This window comes from Kitasatospora sp. NPDC048715 (assembly GCF_043198905.1).
In the GTDB taxonomy this organism is placed as follows: Bacteria; Actinomycetota; Actinomycetes; order Streptomycetales; family Streptomycetaceae; genus Kitasatospora; species Kitasatospora lactacystinica.
Window position 1 is genome coordinate 182,364 of sequence record NZ_JBICVH010000022.1, and the last position, 16,349, is coordinate 198,712.

Consider the following 16,349-nt stretch of genomic DNA (forward strand, 5'->3'; position numbering starts at 1 on the left):
TGAACGCGTTCAACTCGGCCCCGGATGTCGCCCCCGTCGGGCTGGCCTGGTGTTCACGGTGGGTGCGGCGCACTCTGGAGGAGTAACCGATGGAGGTGATCCGCCATGCAGACTCTGGTCGGTTGGCACATCGAGATGGAGTTCCGCGAAGAGGGGCCGCGGACCAGCGCCGCCGCACTGCTGCGGCTCGGCGACGGGAGCGAACTGCGCGCCCACGGCTACAGCAGCCGCCACCCCTCCGACCCGGAACAGCTGAGGGTCGGTGAGGAGATCGCGGGGGCCCGCGCGCTCAACGAGCTCGCCTCGCAGCTGCTCACCAAGGCCCACGGCGAGATCCAGGAGGTCAGCCCGGTCCCGACGCACCCGCTGTCCTGACTTCCGGCCCGCAGGCCCCGGCTCGCAGGCCCCGGGCCCGTCCCGGCGTCCCCCGACGCCCTGCCCGCCGCCGTGACCTCCCACCCGCCGTCGTGAACGGCTTCGGAAGCGCCGAGCGCCGGGGCCGCCCCTTTCCGGGGCCCCGGCACTCGATGGGGATCGGCGGCCCGTCGGTCGACGCGGTCCGTCAGTTGACGCAGTAGCCGCTCGGCGGCTGCCAGTCCGGACCGACCAGCCGCTGTTCCAGTTCGTTCAGCGTGATCCGGATGCCGACCGTCCCGGCCAGCCCCACCCGGAACCGGCTGCGGGCCAGCACGACCAGCGCCGTCAGGCCGTACTTGTTGATCAGCGAGGTGCGGTAGCGGGCGGTGTCGTCGGCGTCGCAGAGCCGCGCCCGGGCGGGGACCGGGCGGCCGGTGGGGCGCCCGTGGGCGTCGCAGGGGCCGATCAGCACCCGGGGGTGGCGGCGGATCCGGTCGGCCTCGCCGGAGTGGGCCGGGGCCCAGACCCCGAGGGCCGTGCCGTCGGGCACCACCCAGAGCTGCGATTCCATCCGGCTGCCGTCCTCGTCGAAGGTGGTGAGCAGGAGGTACTTGCTGTCGGCGAGCCGGTCGGTTCGGTGGTGCACCTGTCCTCCCTGTGCCATCGGGGGTGCGGGTCAGTGCCCGTGGCCCTCGGTGATCTCGCGGAACTCCTCGGCGGTGGGCTTGGGGATCCGGCTGCCCTCGCCGTGGAACCCGCGGGAGAGCCGGGTCCGGGTGCGGGTGAGCACACCGGCCGGGCGGGCCACTCCATTCTCGTCCACCGGGGCGGGCAGTTCGAGGGGGCGGGGCTGTTCGTGCGCCGTGAGCCGGTGCAGTTCCCGCGGCGAGAGCCGGGCGTGCACCTCGGTGAACTCGCCGTGCGGCAGGCGCTTGACGACGCCGGTCTCGCGCCCGTGCAGCACCTTGTCGCGGTCCCGGCGCTGGAGGCCCAGGCACCAGCGCTTGGTGATGACGAAGACGGCGACCGGGACGGCGAAGAAGCCGACGCGGGCGGCGTAGGTGATGGAGTTGAGCGACAGGTGCAGGTGGGTGGCGACCAGGTCGTTGCCGCCGGCCACCAGTGCCACCAGGTAGAGGCTGATCCAGGCGGCGCCGAGCGCGGTGCGGACGGGCGCGTTGCGCGGCCGGTCGAGCAGGTGGTGCTCCCGCTCGTCGTCGGTCACCCAGCCCTCCAGGAACGGGTAGGCGGCGATGGCGCCCAGGACCAGCGGGAACAGCGCGAACGGGATGAGCACCCCGAGGTTGAGGGTGTGCCCCCACAGCCCGACCTCCCAGCCGGGCATGATCCGGATCAGGCCTTCGGCGAAGCCCATGTACCAGTCGGGCTGGGCGTCGGTGGAGACCTGGTCCGGCCGGTACGGGCCGTACGCCCAGATCGGGTTGACGGTCGCGATCGCGGCCACCAGCGCGATGATGCCGAAGACCAGGAAGAAGAAGCCACCGGCCTTGGCCAGGTAGACCGGCATCAGCGGCATGCCGACGACGTTCTTCTCGGTCCTGCCGGGGCCCGCCCACTGGGTGTGCTTGTGGTAGAAGACCAGGATCAGGTGCGCCACCAGCAGGCCGAGCATGATGCCCGGGACCAGCAGCACGTGGATGGTGAAGAAGCGCGGCACGATGTCGTGGCCGGGGAACTCGCCGCCGAACAGGAACATCTGGATGTACGTGCCGACCAGCGGGACGGCGAGGATCGAGCCCTCGATGAACCGGATGCCGGTGCCGGAGAGCAGGTCGTCCGGGAGCGAGTAGCCGAAGAAGCCGTCCAGCATGCCGAGGAAGAGCAGCAGGAAGCCGAAGACCCAGTTGATCTCGCGCGGCTTGCGGAACGCGCCGGTGAAGAACACCCGCATCATGTGGACGAACATGGCGGCGACGAAGACGATCGCCGCCCAGTGGTGGATCTGGCGGATCAGCAGTCCGCCGCGGACCTCGAAGCTGATGTCCACCGTGGAGGCGTAGGCCTCCGACATCGGGACGCCCTTGAGCGGGACGTACGAGCCCGCGTAGACCACCTCGCCCATGCTGGGCTTGAAGAACAGCGTCAGCCAGACACCGGTCAGGATGATGATCAGGAAGGTGTAGAGGCAGATCTCGCCCAGCATGAAGGACCAGTGGTCCGGGAAGATCTTCCGCAGGTTCGCCCTGGCCAGGGTGTGGATCCCCAGCCGGCCGTCCGCCCAGTCGGCGGCCCGCTGCCCCCGCCCAGGGCTCTGATTCCGGGTCATGTGCACGCACCTCGGTCCGAAGGAAACGGGGAGGAGTCCCCGATTCGCACTGGGGGTCACCATAATCGGGGAGTGATCCCCACTTCCACCCCGGGGTCCTTGGCGGCTCCCCGGAGCCCTTCGGGGCTTCGGCCCCCCGGTCACCCGGCTCCGCGGCCCCCGGTCACCCGGCCCTCCGGTCGCCTGGCTCCGCGGCCCCGAACGGCGAGCGGCCCGCCCGGTGTCCTGGAGGACACCGGACGGGCCGCGTACGCACCCGAGCAAACCCCCGGCCGTCAGTGCACCAGCACCGGCACCTCGTTCTCCTTCGCCGCGCCCGTGTCCGAGCCCGCCGCGGCACCCGGCCGGCCGGCGTTGACGAAGGTGAAGGCGACCGCGGCGGCCGCCACCAGGATCCCGAAGGACACCCAGATCGCGGTCGAGAAGCCGTGCACCATGCCCTGGAACTGGAACGCCTTGGCGGCCTCCGGCGAGGTGGCCGCCGCGGTGGCGTGCGCGGCCAGCCACCCGGTGGTCGCGCTGGCCGCGATGGTGTTCAGCAGCGCGGTGCCGATGGCGCCGCCGACCTGCTGCGAGGTGTTGACCATGGCCGAGGCCACGCCCGCGTCGCGCGGCTGGACGCCGTGGGTGGCGAGGCTCATGGCCGGCATGAACGCGGTGCCCATGCCGAGGCCCATCAGGACCAGGCCGGGCAGGATCAGCGCCGGGTACGAGGTGTCCACGCCGATGTGGGCCAGCAGGAACATGCCGACCGAGGCGACCAGGAAGCCGGGCGCCATCAGGTAGCGCGCGGGGACCCTGGTCATCAGCCGGGCGCCGATCTGGGTCGAGCCGGTGATCATGCCCGCCACCATCGGCAGGAAGGCGACGCCGGTCAGAACCGGGCTGTAGCCGAGCACGATCTGCAGGTAGTAGGTCAGGAAGAGGAACAGACCGAACATGCCGATCACGGCCATGCCCAGCGACAGGTACACCCCGCCGCGGTTGCGGTCGAGCACCACGCGCAGCGGCAGCAGCGGGGCCTTGACCCGGCGCTCCACCAGCACGAAGGCGGTCAGCAGCACGGCGGCCGCGATGAACAGCCCGATGGTGCTGCCGGACGACCAGCCGTCGGACTCGGCGCGGGTGAAGCCGTAGACCAGCGCGACCAGACCGGTGGTCACCAGCAGCACGCCGGGGACGTCCAGCCGGTTGCGGTTGCGGCCCTCGGCGGGCTCGCGGATCACCAGCACGGCGCCCGCGGCGGCCACGATGGCGAACGGGATGTTGACGAAGAAGGTCCAGCGCCAGTTCATGTACTCGGTGAGCAGGCCGCCGAGGATCAGACCGATGGCGCCGCCGCCACCGGCGATCGCGCCGTAGATGCCGAAGGCCTTGGCGCGCTCACGCGCCTCGGTGAAGCTCACCGCGAGCAGCGACAGCGCGGCCGGCGCGAGCAGCGCGCCGAACACGCCCTGGAGCGCGCGGGCGCCGAGCAGCATCGCGGTGTTGGCCGCGGCGCCGCCGAGCGCGGAGGCGAGGGCGAAGCCGGTCAGGCCGACGATGAAGGTCCGCTTGCGGCCCCAGAGGTCCGCGATCCGGCCGCCGAACAGCAGCAGGCCGCCGAAGGCCAGCGCGTACGCGGTGATCACCCACTGGCGGTTTCCGTCGGAGATGCCCAGGTCGCGCTGCGCGGACGGCAGGGCGATGTTCACGATGGTGGCGTCGAGGACGACCATCAGCTGGGCGAGCCCGATGAATATCAGGGCCTTCCAGCGCCGGGGATCGGGCAGCGTCGCCGGTCGGGCGTCGGTTTGAGGCATGGGGGTACTCACTTCACGGTGCGTGTGGTGTGCGTGAACGGTCGAATGCCGTACGGGAACGGCGGGTTGCCGCACGGGGAAGGTGCGGTGAAAGGGTGTGCCGGGGCGCGACAGGGCGCCGTCGGGCGGTCGGTACTGGTGGTCGGGTCAGTTCTGGGGCTGGAAGTCCTCGAAGGTCGCGGCCCGGCCGGGCAGCACCGAAGCGGCCGGCGCGCGCAGACCGTCCAGGAAGATCTGCAGGTGCCGGTGGACGAAGTCGTCGAGCAGTCGGCAGGCGGTGTTCGGCAGTGGCCGGGTCAGCTGGCTCATCGCGATGAACAGGTCACCGTGGTCGACGTCCGACCGTAGCTCGCCCGCGGCCCGGGCGCGCTCCATCAGCCCGCCCACGGCGGCCTGCAGGCGCTCCCGGATCTCGGTCAACTCCGGGTCGAACGGGTCGACATGGTTGCTGAACAGGGTGCAGAGACCGCCGACCTTCTCCCCGACGGACGCGTGCGCGAACCGCTGGAGGGCGTCGAACGGGCCGCCGCCGTCAGGAGCGTCCGCCTCGGCCGTCGCCGTCTCGGCGAGGGCCAGGATGCGGTTCTTGACGAGCACCGCCACCTCGTGGATCAGCGCCACCCGGTCCGGGAAGTTCCGGTACAGCGTGGCATTGCCGACCCCCGCCCGCTTCGCGATCTCGTCCAGCGGTGCGTCCGCACCGTGCTCGACGAACGCGTCCCGGGCCGCCAGCACGATCCGCTCCCGGTTCCGGCTCGCGTCCGCACGCAACTTCGGCGTACGCGCGCTCCCGGCGGGACGGACCGACTCGGCGGTGGTGGTCACGACGACTGCTCCTCATCAGGATACCGGGGAAATTCTCCCCGCTTCTTCCAACGTACTCGCAAACGGGGAATCCGTCCCCGGAATTTCCGCCCCCCATGTGACCTGCGTCATACGAGGGGCGCCTCGGCCGGCTGGGCCGTGATCGGAGCCGAGCGGCCCGTAACCACCCGCCGGGGACCTCGTTGCCCCGAAGGGCGTCCAGGAGGAGGAGGAGGGGCCCGTGGCTGCGATCTCCGAGCGCCCGCAGATTCTGCCCGAGCAGTTCGAGGAGTTCGCCCGTCACCTGGGTCGGACGGTCGAGGGCATCCAGTTGGAGCTCATCAACGGGAAGTTGGGGATCAAACCCGCGCCGGACGGCGACCACGGCCGCATCATCCAGTGGCTTCTGCGGATCTGCATCCAGGTCCGGCCGGAGCTCTATCTGCATGATCAAGGCCTGAGGCTCGACGGCTACCGGGACGGGCGTGCTCGCCCCGACGGCACGCTCGCCGACGCCGACGCATTCGTCGGGTACGGGGACTGGGCGCCGACCGGCGCAGTCCTGATGGTCGCGGAGGTCACCTCCTACGACTCCGACGCCGACCGTCGTGCTCGCGTGGAGAAGCCCCGGGCCTATGCCGAGGCCGGCATTCCGGTCTACCTCCTGATCGACCGGGACTCCGCCGAGGTCGTCGTCCACAGCCGGTCCGACGGCGTCCGCTACGAGACGGTCCACACCCTCCCCTTCGGCAAGGCCGTCCAGCTGCCCGACCCGGTGGGCATCTCCCTGGACACCGAGCCCCTCAGGAACTGGGTGCGCTGATCCCGGGCATGGCGTCCCCGGGGCGGTGCGGGTGGCGGCCTAGGCTGTGGGCGTCCCGGGCGGCCGGTGGGTCGTCGGAGCCGGGAGGGGCCCGGCGGTCGGGTGGGCAGAGGAGGTTCGCGATGGGCAGCGGTGAGACGGCCGCCAGGGTGCGCTGTGTGGCGGCCGTACCGTGCTGGGTGAGCCTGATGGCCCGGGACCTGGACGACGCCGAGGAGTTCTACGGGCCCCTGCTCGGCTGGGAGTTCGAGCCCGGGCCGGACCGCTTCGGTCCGTACGTGCACGCGGTGACCGGCGGGGAGGCGGTGGCAGGGCTGGGCGTCGCCGGCTTCGGGGCGATCCCGGTCGCGTGGACCAGCTACTTCGGGACGGAGAGCGCCGACGCCGCCGCCGACGCGGTGCGCGAGCGCGGCGCGACGCTGGCGGTCGGCCCGCTGACCTTCGACGCCGGACGGGTGGCCTTCGCGGCGGACCCGGCGGGCGCGGTGTTCGGCATCTGGGAGGGCCCGCCGGGCCGGGCCCGGAAGCTGGACGTGCCCGGCGCGCCGGTCTGGATCGAGCTGCGCACCCCGGACCCGTTCGCGGCGGCACTGTTCTACGGCGAGGTGTTCCGCTGGGACGGCCGGGACCCGGAGCGCTTCGACGTCCGCTGGGAGCACGACCGGGTGGTGCTGCGCGCCGAGGGCCACAGCGTCGCGGCGCTGGCCAAGGAGCAGGCGGGCGGCCCGGCCGGGATGCCGCCGCACTGGGAGGTGTCCTTCGCCGTCCCGGACACCGACCGGGCGCTGGCCCGGGCCGTGGAGCTGGGCGGCGGCGCGCTCGGGCCGGTCTTCGACTCCCCGTACGGGCGGGTGGCCCGGCTGCGGGACCGCGAGGGCGCCCGGTTCGCGGTGATCGGCCCGAAGGACTGACCGGAGCCGGGGAGCCGATCGTCCCGAAGGACTGATCGGCCCGGGGCCCGATCAGCCGGGGGCGTCCAGCTCGGCCCGGTCCGCCCGCAGCCGGTCGCCCAGAGCGGTGCGGGCCGCCGCCGGCAGGGCCTTGCGGGCGGCGGGGAAGAGTTGCTCCTCCTCGTCGCGCAGATGCCGGCGCAGGGTTTCGGCGAGGCCGCGCAGCAGGGTGCCGAGGGCCGGGTCGGCGGGTCCGAGCCCCTGGAGGTCGGCGAGGTACTGCCCGATCGCCAGGTGGTCGTGGATGCTGCGGAAGACCAGCGCCCCGCCGTCGGGCACGTCGTGCTGCACCACGGGGAAGAGGTGCTCCTCCTCGGCGGCGCAGTGGGTGAACAGCAGGTCGGTCAGCCGGGCGAGCAGCTCGCCGCGCCCGGGGTCGTCGGCCGGTGCGGCCTCGATCCGGTCGAGCAGCTCGATCGCCGCCCGGTGGTCGGCGGTGAACTCGCCGAGGATGTCAGGCCTGCGGTTCATGGCCCGCCCGCCTCTCGCACGGAAGACTTCCCCCGTCGCCTTCCAGTATCCGGCGCCGGCCCGCTCACCCGGAGGCGCGCCCGTTCACGCGCGGGCGCGGCCGGCCACCCTCCGTCGCGCCCGCCCGCCCGGGGATGCCGCCGTCCGCCCTGCGCGCCGCAGCCCGGTCACCCTCCGTCGCGCGATCCGGTCACCCTCCGTGCCGCCGCCCGGTCACCCGCCGCCCGGTCACCCGGCGTCCTGCCACCCGCCGTCCTGCCGCCCGGCGAGGGCGAGCAGCCGGGTCTGCGGTCCGGCGTCCTCGGGCACCGGCACCGGCGGGTCGAAGAGCCCGCTGCCGGAGAGGTCCCCGTACCCGGCGAACTCGCCGAGCGCGAACCCGACGAGCCCGTCCGGGAGCCGGGTGAGCCGTCCGATGCCCTCGGCGAGGTCCCAGGAGTGGATCACCAGGTCGGTGGTGAGCTGGTCCAGGTAGTACTGGCCGGATGTGTCGCCGAAGGAGAGGTGGACGGTCAGCTCGGTGGCGCCGGGGACGGCCCAGGCCTCCCGGGCGGCCTCGGCGGCGTCGGTCCAGGCGGTGACCGGGTCGTCGCCGAGCACGTCGCCGTCGAAGCGTCCGCCGACCTCGCCGACGGTGGCGCCCATCAGCAGTTCGGGTACCCAGAGCTGCTCGCCGGTGAGGTGGTTGACCAGGTCGCGGACGGACCAGTCGCTGCACGGTGTGGGGGAGTCCCACTGGCCGGGGGTGATGAGCCGGACGCGCTCGCCGAAGGCGTCCAGCGCCTCGGGGTACGGGGTGCCGGTCCGCGCCTCCCGTCGGTGGTGCCTGTGTTGAGCCATGCCTCCACCCTCTCCGGCCCGGACGGGCTCCGCGAGTCGCCGACGATCCGTCAGTTGTTCAAATTCGAACTTCGCGGTACGGTCGAAGAGCGGCGGTTCAAATTTGAACAACGGTGGGGGTGACGACCCCTGCCCGCCGCACCACCACAACCCGTGACCACGTCCGGCCGCGCCGGACGACGACCGAACCCCGATCGATGGAGACGCGCATGCCGAGCAGCAGCCCGAGCACGACCGCCGCCACCACCACCGTCAGCCCGGCCCGGGCCACCACCGGGTCCGCGACGACCTCCCCGCACGCCTACGACGCCGGACTCCTGCTCCTGCGCCTGGCCCTCGGCCTGACCATGGCCGCGCACGGCAGCCAGAAGCTGTTCGGCTGGTTCGGCGGCGGCGGGATCGACGGCACCGGTCAGTTCTTCACCATGAGCGGCTACCCGGCCGGCGACGCCATGGCCGTGGTGGCCGGCCTCACCGAGACGCTGGGCGGACTCGCCCTCGCCGTCGGCCTGCTGACCCCGCTGGCGGGCGCCGCGATCGTCGGCACGATGGTCAACGCGATAGCCGTCACCTGGGGCGGCGGCTTCTTCGCCCCGAAGGGCAGCGAGTACGAGCTGCTGCTGACCGCGGGCGCCGCGGCACTCGCCCTGACCGGCCCCGGCCGCTACGCCGTGGACCGCTTCCTGCCGGTGCTGCGGGCGCACCGCCTGGCGTACGGCGTGGCCGCCGTCGTGGTCGGCCTGGTGACGGCGGGCGTGATCCTGCTGCTCCGCAAGTAGCAGCTCCGCAAAGAGCCGCTCCGCAAAGAGCCGCTCCGCAATGAGCCGCTCCGGGAGGGGGCGGCCGGGAATTCCCGGAATCCCTCCTTCGCAAGCGGAAAGGGCATGGTGACGACTCGTCGCCGTGCCCTTTCCGCTGTCGTGGATGGGTGGACCTTGGGTAAAGGCCTTCACAATATTGTGTGATGTGTGCAATGGTACATGGCACATCCCCACCGTCTCCACGGCGGAACCGCCCCACGCGGTGCCGCCGTCGACGGACCTCGCTCCACCGTAGGCCGCGCCCCAACTCGCGGCCTTTGACGGCCCGGAGGCCCCCACGTGAATGGCCGACGCTTACTGCGAGTCCCGCAGTTGGCAAGACTGTTGACGCTCGTGCTGACCCTCGTCCTGGCGGTCGGCGTGTTCGCCCCGCTCAGCCAGGCGACCCCCGCCACTCCCACCCCCGGCGGGACGACCCCCACCGGTGCGCCCGTCGGCACGGCGCCCGCCCACCTGGCGCCGCCGCCCGCGATCGGCGCGGACCGCACCGACACCGCCCCCGCGCGGCCGGACGGCCGGAAGCGGCTCAGCCCGGAGGACCTGGTACCCCAGTCGCCGACGGCTCCGCTCACCGGCCTGCCGACGGCCGACCAGCCGCAGGCCAAGGCCTTCGGGCTGGGCGCGGCCGCCGACCGGCCCTGCAACGTCGGTGACTTCACCGGCCGGACCGGCAGCGCGCTGGTCCAGCAGATCAAGTCCGTCGACCTCCAGTGCGTCAACTCGCTGTTCAAGATCGGCCGCGGCGACGCCGCGAACGCGTTCCGCGAGTCGCAGATGACCACCGTGGCGTACGCGGTGCGCGACGCCGCGAACAGCTACCAGGGCAACAACAGCGCGTCGATCTCGCAGCTGATGCTCTACCTGCAGGCCGGCTACTTCGTGCAGTTCTACAACCCCGACGTGGTGGGCCCCTACGGCGCCGGCCTGAAGACCGCGACCCGTTCCGCGCTGGACGCGTTCTTCGCCAACTCCCGTTCGCGGGACGTCACGGCGGACAACGCGGGCCCGCTGGCCCGGGCGACCACGCTGATCGACAGCGCCAAGGACAGCGCCCGCTACCTGCCGGTCGTCAAGCGACTGCTGTCCGACTACGACAGCGCCACCTGGAACCCGACCGGCATGGTCTACGGGCTGACCCCGGTGCTCACCGTGCTGTTCGCCGGACACTGGGAGGCCGACTTCCTCCCCGCCGTCAAGGCCGACCCGAGCGTGCTGGACGCCCTGTTCACCTTCATCTCCCGCAACCAGGGCCTGCACGGCGGCACCTACGGGCGGACGGTCTACGAGGCGACCAACGAGCTGACCCGCTTCATGCAGTACCCGGAACTGCTGCCCAGGGTGCGCCCCTACGCGCGGGCCCTGGCCCAGCAGTCCGCCCCGACCGGACCCACGATGTACCAGCGCGGCTCGGTGGCGCTCGCGGTGAACTGGTGGGACAAGGCCGACTGCTCGTACTACGGCACCTGTGAGGACCCGGCGAAGTTCAAGGCCGCCAACCTGACGGTCGACCACACCTGCAGCCCGAGCATCAGGATCCTCGCCCAGGCGCTGGACAGCACCCAGCTCGGCACCGCCTGCACCAGCCTGAACGGCCAGGACGCGTTCTTCCACGCGGTGGCCAAGGACAGCGGCCCGGTCAAGGACGACGGCAACAGCACGATCGAGGTCGTGGTCTTCCACTCCTCGCTCGACTACCAGGTGCTCGCCGCGGTCATCTACGACATCAACACCAACAACGGCGGCATGTACCTGGAGGGCGAGCCGGCGACGGCCGGCAACCAGCCGCGCTTCCTCTGCTACGAGGCCGAGTGGGCCCGCCCGTCCTTCGAGATCTGGAACCTCAACCACGAGTACACCCACTACCTCGACGGCCGGTTCAACGTCTACGGCGACTACGACGCCGGCCAGGTCCAGCCGATCGACTGGTGGGTCGAGGGCTTCGCGGAGTACGTCTCCTGGTCGTACCGCAAGGCCGTCAACACCGACGCCGTCGCGGTGGCTTCGCAGCACACCTACAAGCTGAGCGAGCTCTTCGACACGGTCTACGCCAGGAGCAGCCAGGACCGGGTGTACCGCTGGGGGTACCTGGCCGTGCGCTACATGCTGGAGCAGCACCGCTCCGACGTGGACGCGGTCCTCGCCAAGTACCGGGCCGGTGACTGGGACGGTGCCCGCGCCATCCTGAAGACGACCATCGGCACCCGCTACGACGCCGACTTCGACAGCTGGCTGACCAGGTGCGCCGCCGGCGCCTGCGCCGCCAACACGCCGGGCCAGTCGCAGCTGCCGGAGTGCGCCGGAGGTGACGTCCGGCAGCTGGGCGCCAACTGCGTGCGCAGCAACGTCGCGGCGACCACGGGCAACTACGCGCACTTCTACCTGACGGTGCCGGCCGGCACCAAGCAGGTGAAGATCACCACCAGCGGGGGCACCGGCAACGGCGACCTCTACTACAACCCGGGCAGCTGGGCGTACACCAACTCCCACGTCCTCCGGTCGACCAACCCGGACAACTCGGAGACGCTGACCGTCACCAACCCGCCGGCCGGCTACGTCTTCTTCGGCCTCTACGCCCAGCAGGGCTTCAGCGGGGTGAGCGTCACGAGCGAAATGTGAGCCGAGCACGGCAATCGGACAGGTGACCGCCCCGGGCGGAGCGCTACGGCGCCCCGCCCGGGGCGGGTCCGTCGGTGGACCGCCATCACGGGTCCTGACCGAATTCCCCGCAAACTGCGCACAACGCCCCGGGTTCCCAAGGCCATGTGAGATGTGCCATGGTACATGTCACATCCCCCACCGTGCCCGACGGAACCGCCCCCATGCGGCGCCGTCACCAGCGGTCCTCGACACCCCCACCGGTCGCGCCCCACATCGCGGCCGACGACGGCCCGGAGGCCCCCACGTGAGTCCTTCACGTCTGCTGCGACTCCCGCAGCTGGCACGATTGCTGACGCTCGTCCTGTCCCTGTTCCTGGCGGTCGGCCTGTTCGCCCCGCAGTCCCAGGCCGCTCCCGCCGCCCCCACCCCCGGCGGCACGCCCACGCCCGTCCCCACCGGACCGGCCCCGCAGCCCGCCACCGGCGCCCCCGAACGAGCCGACAGCGGGCAGCAGTTGGCCTCGGCCGACCAGCGCGCCCCGCTCCCGGTCGACACCCGGCCGGCCGAGGTCCGGCCGACCGCCAAGGCCCTGCGCCTCGGCGCGGCGGCCGAAAAGCCCTGTACCGTCGGCGACTTCTCCGGCCGGACCGGCAGCGACCTGGTCCAGCACATCAAGGACGCCGACATCCAGTGCATCAACAGCCTGTTCCAGCTCACCGGCGGCGACGCGCGCGGCGCGTTCCGCGAGGAGCAGATGAGCACGGTGGCCTACGCGCTGCGCGACGCGGCGGCCAACTACCCCGGTGACAACAGCACGTCGGTCGAGCAGCTGGTGCTCTACCTGCGCGCCGGCTACTTCGCGCAGTGGTACCACAAGGAGGACGTCGGCGAGTACGGCGCCGGCCTCAAGACCGCGATCCAGTCCGGCCTGGACGCCTTCTTCAACAGCGCGCACTCGCGCGACGTCGCGGCGGGCAACGGGCCCATCCTGGGTGAGGCCGTCACCCTGATCGACAGCGCCCAGGAGAACGTCCGCTACCTGCCGGTCGTCAAGCGGCTGCTGGGCGACTACAAGGCCGACACCTGGAACCCGGCCGGCATGGCGTGGGCGGTCAACCCGGTCTTCACCGTGCTGTTCCGCGGCCACCAGGTGCCCGGCTTCGACGCCGCCGTCGAGGCCGACCCGAGCGTGCTGGACGCGCTGTCCGACTTCGCGACCCGCAACAACGCCCTGCTCGGCGACACCTACGGCGTGCTGGTCTACAACGCGACCAAGGAGCTCACCCGCTTCCTGAAGGACACGGCCCTCCAGGCCAAGGTCCGCCCCCTCGCCAAGGGGCTGGTCGGCACCTCGGAGCCGAAGGGCCGCACCGTCTACCAGTGGGCCGCGGTCGCCGAGGGCGTCGACTACTACGACGCCGGCAACTGCTCGTACTACGGCACCTGCAACAAGGCCGACCAGCTCAAGGCCGGCGTGCTGACCGTGAAGCACACCTGCAGCCCGAGCATCACGATCCTCGCCCAGGCGCTGGACAGCACCCAGGTCGGCACCGCCTGCACCAGCCTGAACGGCCAGGACGCGTTCTTCCACACGGTGGCCAAGGACAGCGGCCCGGTCAAGGACGACGGCAACAGCACGATCGAGGTCGTGGTCTTCCACTCCTCGCTCGACTACCAGGTGCTCGCCGCCGCGATCTACGGCATCGACACCAACAACGGCGGCATGTACCTGGAGGGCGAGCCGGCGACGGTCGGCAACCAGCCGCGCTTCCTCTGCTACGAGGCCGAGTGGGCCCGCCCGTCCTTCGAGATCTGGAACCTCAACCACGAGTACACCCACTACCTCGACGGCCGGTTCGACATGTACGGCGACTTCGAGGCCGGCATGACCACCCCGACCGTCTGGTGGGTGGAGGGCTTCGCCGAGTACGTCTCCTGGTCGTACCGCAAGGTCAACAACGACGCGGCCATCGCGGCGGCCGGCCGCCACACCTACCGGCTGAGCGACCTCTTCGACACCGCCTACGGGGACCAGGACCGGGTGTACCGCTGGGGGTACCTGGCCGTGCGCTACATGCTGGAGCAGCACCGCTCCGACATGGACGCGGTCCTCGCCAAGTACCGCGCCGGTGACTGGAACGGTGCCCGCACCATCCTGAAGACCACCATCGGCACCCGCTACGACGCCGACTTCGACAGCTGGCTGACCAGGTGCGCCGCGGGCGCCTGCGCCACCGACGGGGGCGGCACGCCCACCACGCCGGGCACCCCGCTGCCCGAGTGCACCGCCACCGACACCCGCCTGCTGGCCGCCAACTGCACCCGCAGCAACGTCGCGGCCACCACGGGCAACTACGCGCACTTCTACCTGCTGGTGCCGGCCGGCACCAAGCAGGTGAAGATCACCACCAGCGGGGGCACCGGCAACGGCGACCTCTACTACAACCCGACCGGCTGGGCGTACACCGAGAGCAGCACCACGCACTCGGCCGGCCCGGACAACTCCGAGACGCTGACCGTCACGGACCCGCCGGCCGGTGGGTACGTCTTCTTCAGCCTCTACGCCCAGCAGGGCTTCAGCGGGGTGAGCGTCACGAGCGAAATGTGAGCCGAGAACGGCAAACGGACAGGTGACCGCCCCGGGCGGAGCGCTACGGCGCCCCGCCCGGGGCGGGTCCGCGTTCCGCGGCCGGGGGTCGGCGGTCTGTGCCGGCCGACGGGAACGGGGCCGGCGGGAACAACGAGCCGCACCAGGGTGCTAAGGTGGTTGAAAGTTGGACTACCTGGGACGGGTGAGCAGCATGCAGTTCGGAATCTTCTCCGTCGGCGACGTGACGACCGACCCCACCACCGGTCGCACCCCCACCGAGCACGAGCGGATCAAGGCGATGGTGGCCATCGCCCGCAAGGCCGAGGAGGTCGGCCTGGACGTCTTCGCGACCGGCGAGCACCACAACCCGCCGTTCGTCCCGTCCTCGCCGACGACCATGCTCGGCTACATCGCCGCGCAGACCGACCGCATCATCCTCTCCACCTCGACCACGCTGATCACCACCAACGACCCGGTGAAGATCGCCGAGGACTTCGCGATGCTCCAGCACCTGGCCGAGGGCCGGGTGGACGTCATGATGGGCCGCGGCAACACCGGCCCGGTCTACCCCTGGTTCGGCCAGGACATCCGCCAGGGCATCCCGCTCGCGGTCGAGAACTACGCGCTGCTGCACCAGCTGTGGCGCGAGGAGGTCGTGGACTGGCAGGGCCGCTTCCGCACCCCGCTGCAGGGCTTCACCTCCACCCCGCGCCCGCTGGACGACGTCCCGCCGTTCGTCTGGCACGGCTCGATCCGCAGCCCGGAGATCGCCGAGCAGGCCGCCTACTACGGGGACGGCTTCTTCGCGAACAACATCTTCTGGCCCAAGGAGCACTTCAAGAAGCTGATCAGCCTCTACCGCGAGCGCTTCGCCCACTACGGCCACGGCACGCCCGAGCAGGCGATCGTCGGCCTCGGCGGGCAGGTGTTCATGCGGAAGAACTCCCAGGACGCGGTGCGCGAGTTCCGTCCGTACTTCGACAACGCGCCGGTCTACGGGCACGGGCCCTCGCTGGAGGAGTTCACCGAGCAGACCCCGCTGACCGTGGGCAGCCCCCAGGAGGTCATCGAGAAGACCCTGACCTTCCGCGAGACCTTCGGCGACTACCAGCGCCAGCTGTTCCTGATGGACCACGCCGGCCTGCCGCTGAAGACGGTGCTGGAGCAGCTGGACCTGCTCGGCGAGGAGGTCGTGCCGGTGCTGCGCGAGGAGTTCGCCAAGGGCCGCCCGGCCGGAGTGCCGCAGGGGCCGACCCACGCCGCGCTGGTCGCGGCCCGGGACGCGCGGGAGAACGAGAAGGCGGAGGTGGCCAAGTGACCGCGTACAAGCTGGTGGTGGTGAGCGCCGGACTGAGCAAGCCGTCCTCGACGCGGCTGCTGGCGGACCGGCTCACCGACTCGACCGTGCGCCGGCTCGCCCCGGAGGGCCGCGAGGTGGACGTCACCGTGGTCGAACTGCGGGACCTGGCGGTGGAGATCGCCAACAACTTCGTCACCGGCTTCCCCGGCGCCGGGCTGCGCGCGGCGATCGAGGCGGTGACGGAGGCGGACGCCCTGATCGCGGTGACGCCGATCTTCACGGCCTCGTACAGCGGCCTGTTCAAGTCCTTCTTCGACGTGATCGACAACGACGCGCTCACCGGCAAGCCGGTGCTGATCGCCGCCACCGGCGGCACGCCCCGGCACTCGCTCGCCCTGGAGCACGCCGTCCGCCCGCTGTTCAGCTACCTGCGCGCGGTGGTGCTGCCGACCGCCGTCTACGCGGCCACCGACGACTGGGGCACGGCGGGGGACGGGCTCACCGACGGCCTGCCGCGCCGGATCGACCGGGCGGCCGGGGAGCTGGCGGCGCTGCTGGCCGGGCGCGGCCCGGCGGCGCCGGAGCTGCCCGAACAGGTGGTGCCGTTCGCCGAGCAGCTGGCGGCGCTGCGGGTCTGAACCCGTCCGACGTCCGCGGGGGAGGGCCGCCCGTCCGCGTCGAACGGCCCGCGTCGAACGGCCCGCAT

Annotated in this window: 14 protein-coding genes; 8 read left to right on the forward strand and 6 right to left on the reverse strand. The window is 71.7% G+C overall.

Annotated features, from left to right (window positions below):
* Positions 1-105 precede the first annotated feature (105 nt).
* The gene (locus tag ACGFSC_RS35615; protein WP_359900185.1) at positions 106-375 is read left to right on the forward strand and encodes a DUF1876 domain-containing protein; all 270 of its coding nucleotides are present in this window, start codon (positions 106-108) and stop codon (positions 373-375) included.
* A 187-nt stretch (positions 376-562) separates the two neighbouring features.
* Here the strand turns inward: ACGFSC_RS35615 and ACGFSC_RS35620 are convergent, their stop codons facing one another.
* From ACGFSC_RS35620 to ACGFSC_RS35635, 4 genes are all read right to left on the reverse strand, one after another.
* Positions 563-1,003, reverse strand: coding sequence for a PPOX class F420-dependent oxidoreductase (locus ACGFSC_RS35620; RefSeq protein ID WP_359900187.1), 441 nt, complete (start codon positions 1,001-1,003; stop codon positions 563-565).
* Between the two features lie 30 nt (positions 1,004-1,033).
* Positions 1,034-2,644, reverse strand: a complete 1,611-nt coding sequence (locus ACGFSC_RS35625) for a cytochrome bc complex cytochrome b subunit (protein WP_359900189.1) — start codon at positions 2,642-2,644, stop codon at positions 1,034-1,036.
* A gap of 275 nt (positions 2,645-2,919) precedes the next feature.
* On the reverse strand, positions 2,920-4,446 hold the full coding sequence (locus ACGFSC_RS35630; protein ID WP_359912383.1) for an MFS transporter: 1,527 nt from the start codon (positions 4,444-4,446) through the stop codon (positions 2,920-2,922).
* Between the two features lie 147 nt (positions 4,447-4,593).
* Positions 4,594-5,271, reverse strand: coding sequence for a TetR/AcrR family transcriptional regulator (locus ACGFSC_RS35635; RefSeq protein WP_359912386.1), 678 nt, complete (start codon positions 5,269-5,271; stop codon positions 4,594-4,596).
* 220 nt (positions 5,272-5,491) lie between these two features.
* Between ACGFSC_RS35635 and ACGFSC_RS35640 the strand changes: the two genes are divergently transcribed.
* Together ACGFSC_RS35640 and ACGFSC_RS35645 are read left to right on the forward strand one after the other, a co-directional pair.
* On the forward strand, positions 5,492-6,073 hold the full coding sequence (locus tag ACGFSC_RS35640; protein WP_359912389.1) for a Uma2 family endonuclease: 582 nt from the start codon (positions 5,492-5,494) through the stop codon (positions 6,071-6,073).
* Between the two features lie 122 nt (positions 6,074-6,195).
* On the forward strand, positions 6,196-6,984 hold the full coding sequence (locus ACGFSC_RS35645) for a VOC family protein (protein ID WP_359912392.1): 789 nt from the start codon (positions 6,196-6,198) through the stop codon (positions 6,982-6,984).
* A 51-nt stretch (positions 6,985-7,035) separates the two neighbouring features.
* On the opposite strand, the gene ACGFSC_RS35650 is transcribed toward ACGFSC_RS35645, so the two are convergent.
* Complete coding sequence (locus ACGFSC_RS35650) at positions 7,036-7,494, reverse strand: hemerythrin domain-containing protein (protein ID WP_359912395.1); 459 nt, start codon at positions 7,492-7,494, stop codon at positions 7,036-7,038.
* Between the two features lie 228 nt (positions 7,495-7,722).
* Positions 7,723-8,334 carry a TIGR03086 family metal-binding protein gene (locus ACGFSC_RS35655; RefSeq protein WP_359912398.1) on the reverse strand — a complete coding sequence of 204 codons (612 nt, stop codon included), beginning with the start codon at positions 8,332-8,334 and terminating at the stop codon, positions 7,723-7,725.
* 209 nt (positions 8,335-8,543) lie between these two features.
* Between ACGFSC_RS35655 and ACGFSC_RS35660 the strand changes: the two genes are divergently transcribed.
* The 5 genes from ACGFSC_RS35660 (at position 8,544) to ACGFSC_RS35680 (ending at position 16,281) form a co-directional block, all read left to right on the forward strand.
* Positions 8,544-9,113, forward strand: coding sequence for a DoxX family protein (locus ACGFSC_RS35660; RefSeq protein ID WP_359912401.1), 570 nt, complete (start codon positions 8,544-8,546; stop codon positions 9,111-9,113).
* Positions 9,114-9,488: 375 nt separating this feature from the next.
* Positions 9,489-11,771, forward strand: a complete 2,283-nt coding sequence (locus tag ACGFSC_RS35665; RefSeq protein WP_359912437.1) for a M9 family metallopeptidase — start codon at positions 9,489-9,491, stop codon at positions 11,769-11,771.
* Between the two features lie 286 nt (positions 11,772-12,057).
* Entirely contained in the window at positions 12,058-14,361 is a 2,304-nt protein-coding gene (locus ACGFSC_RS35670; RefSeq protein WP_359912404.1) for a M9 family metallopeptidase, read from the forward strand.
* A gap of 193 nt (positions 14,362-14,554) precedes the next feature.
* Entirely contained in the window at positions 14,555-15,661 is a 1,107-nt protein-coding gene (locus tag ACGFSC_RS35675; RefSeq protein WP_359912407.1) for an LLM class flavin-dependent oxidoreductase, read from the forward strand.
* Complete coding sequence (locus ACGFSC_RS35680; RefSeq protein WP_359912410.1) at positions 15,658-16,281, forward strand: FMN reductase; 624 nt, start codon at positions 15,658-15,660, stop codon at positions 16,279-16,281. The genes ACGFSC_RS35675 and ACGFSC_RS35680 overlap by 4 nt, the downstream gene beginning before the upstream one ends.
* Positions 16,282-16,349: the final 68 nt, after the last annotated feature.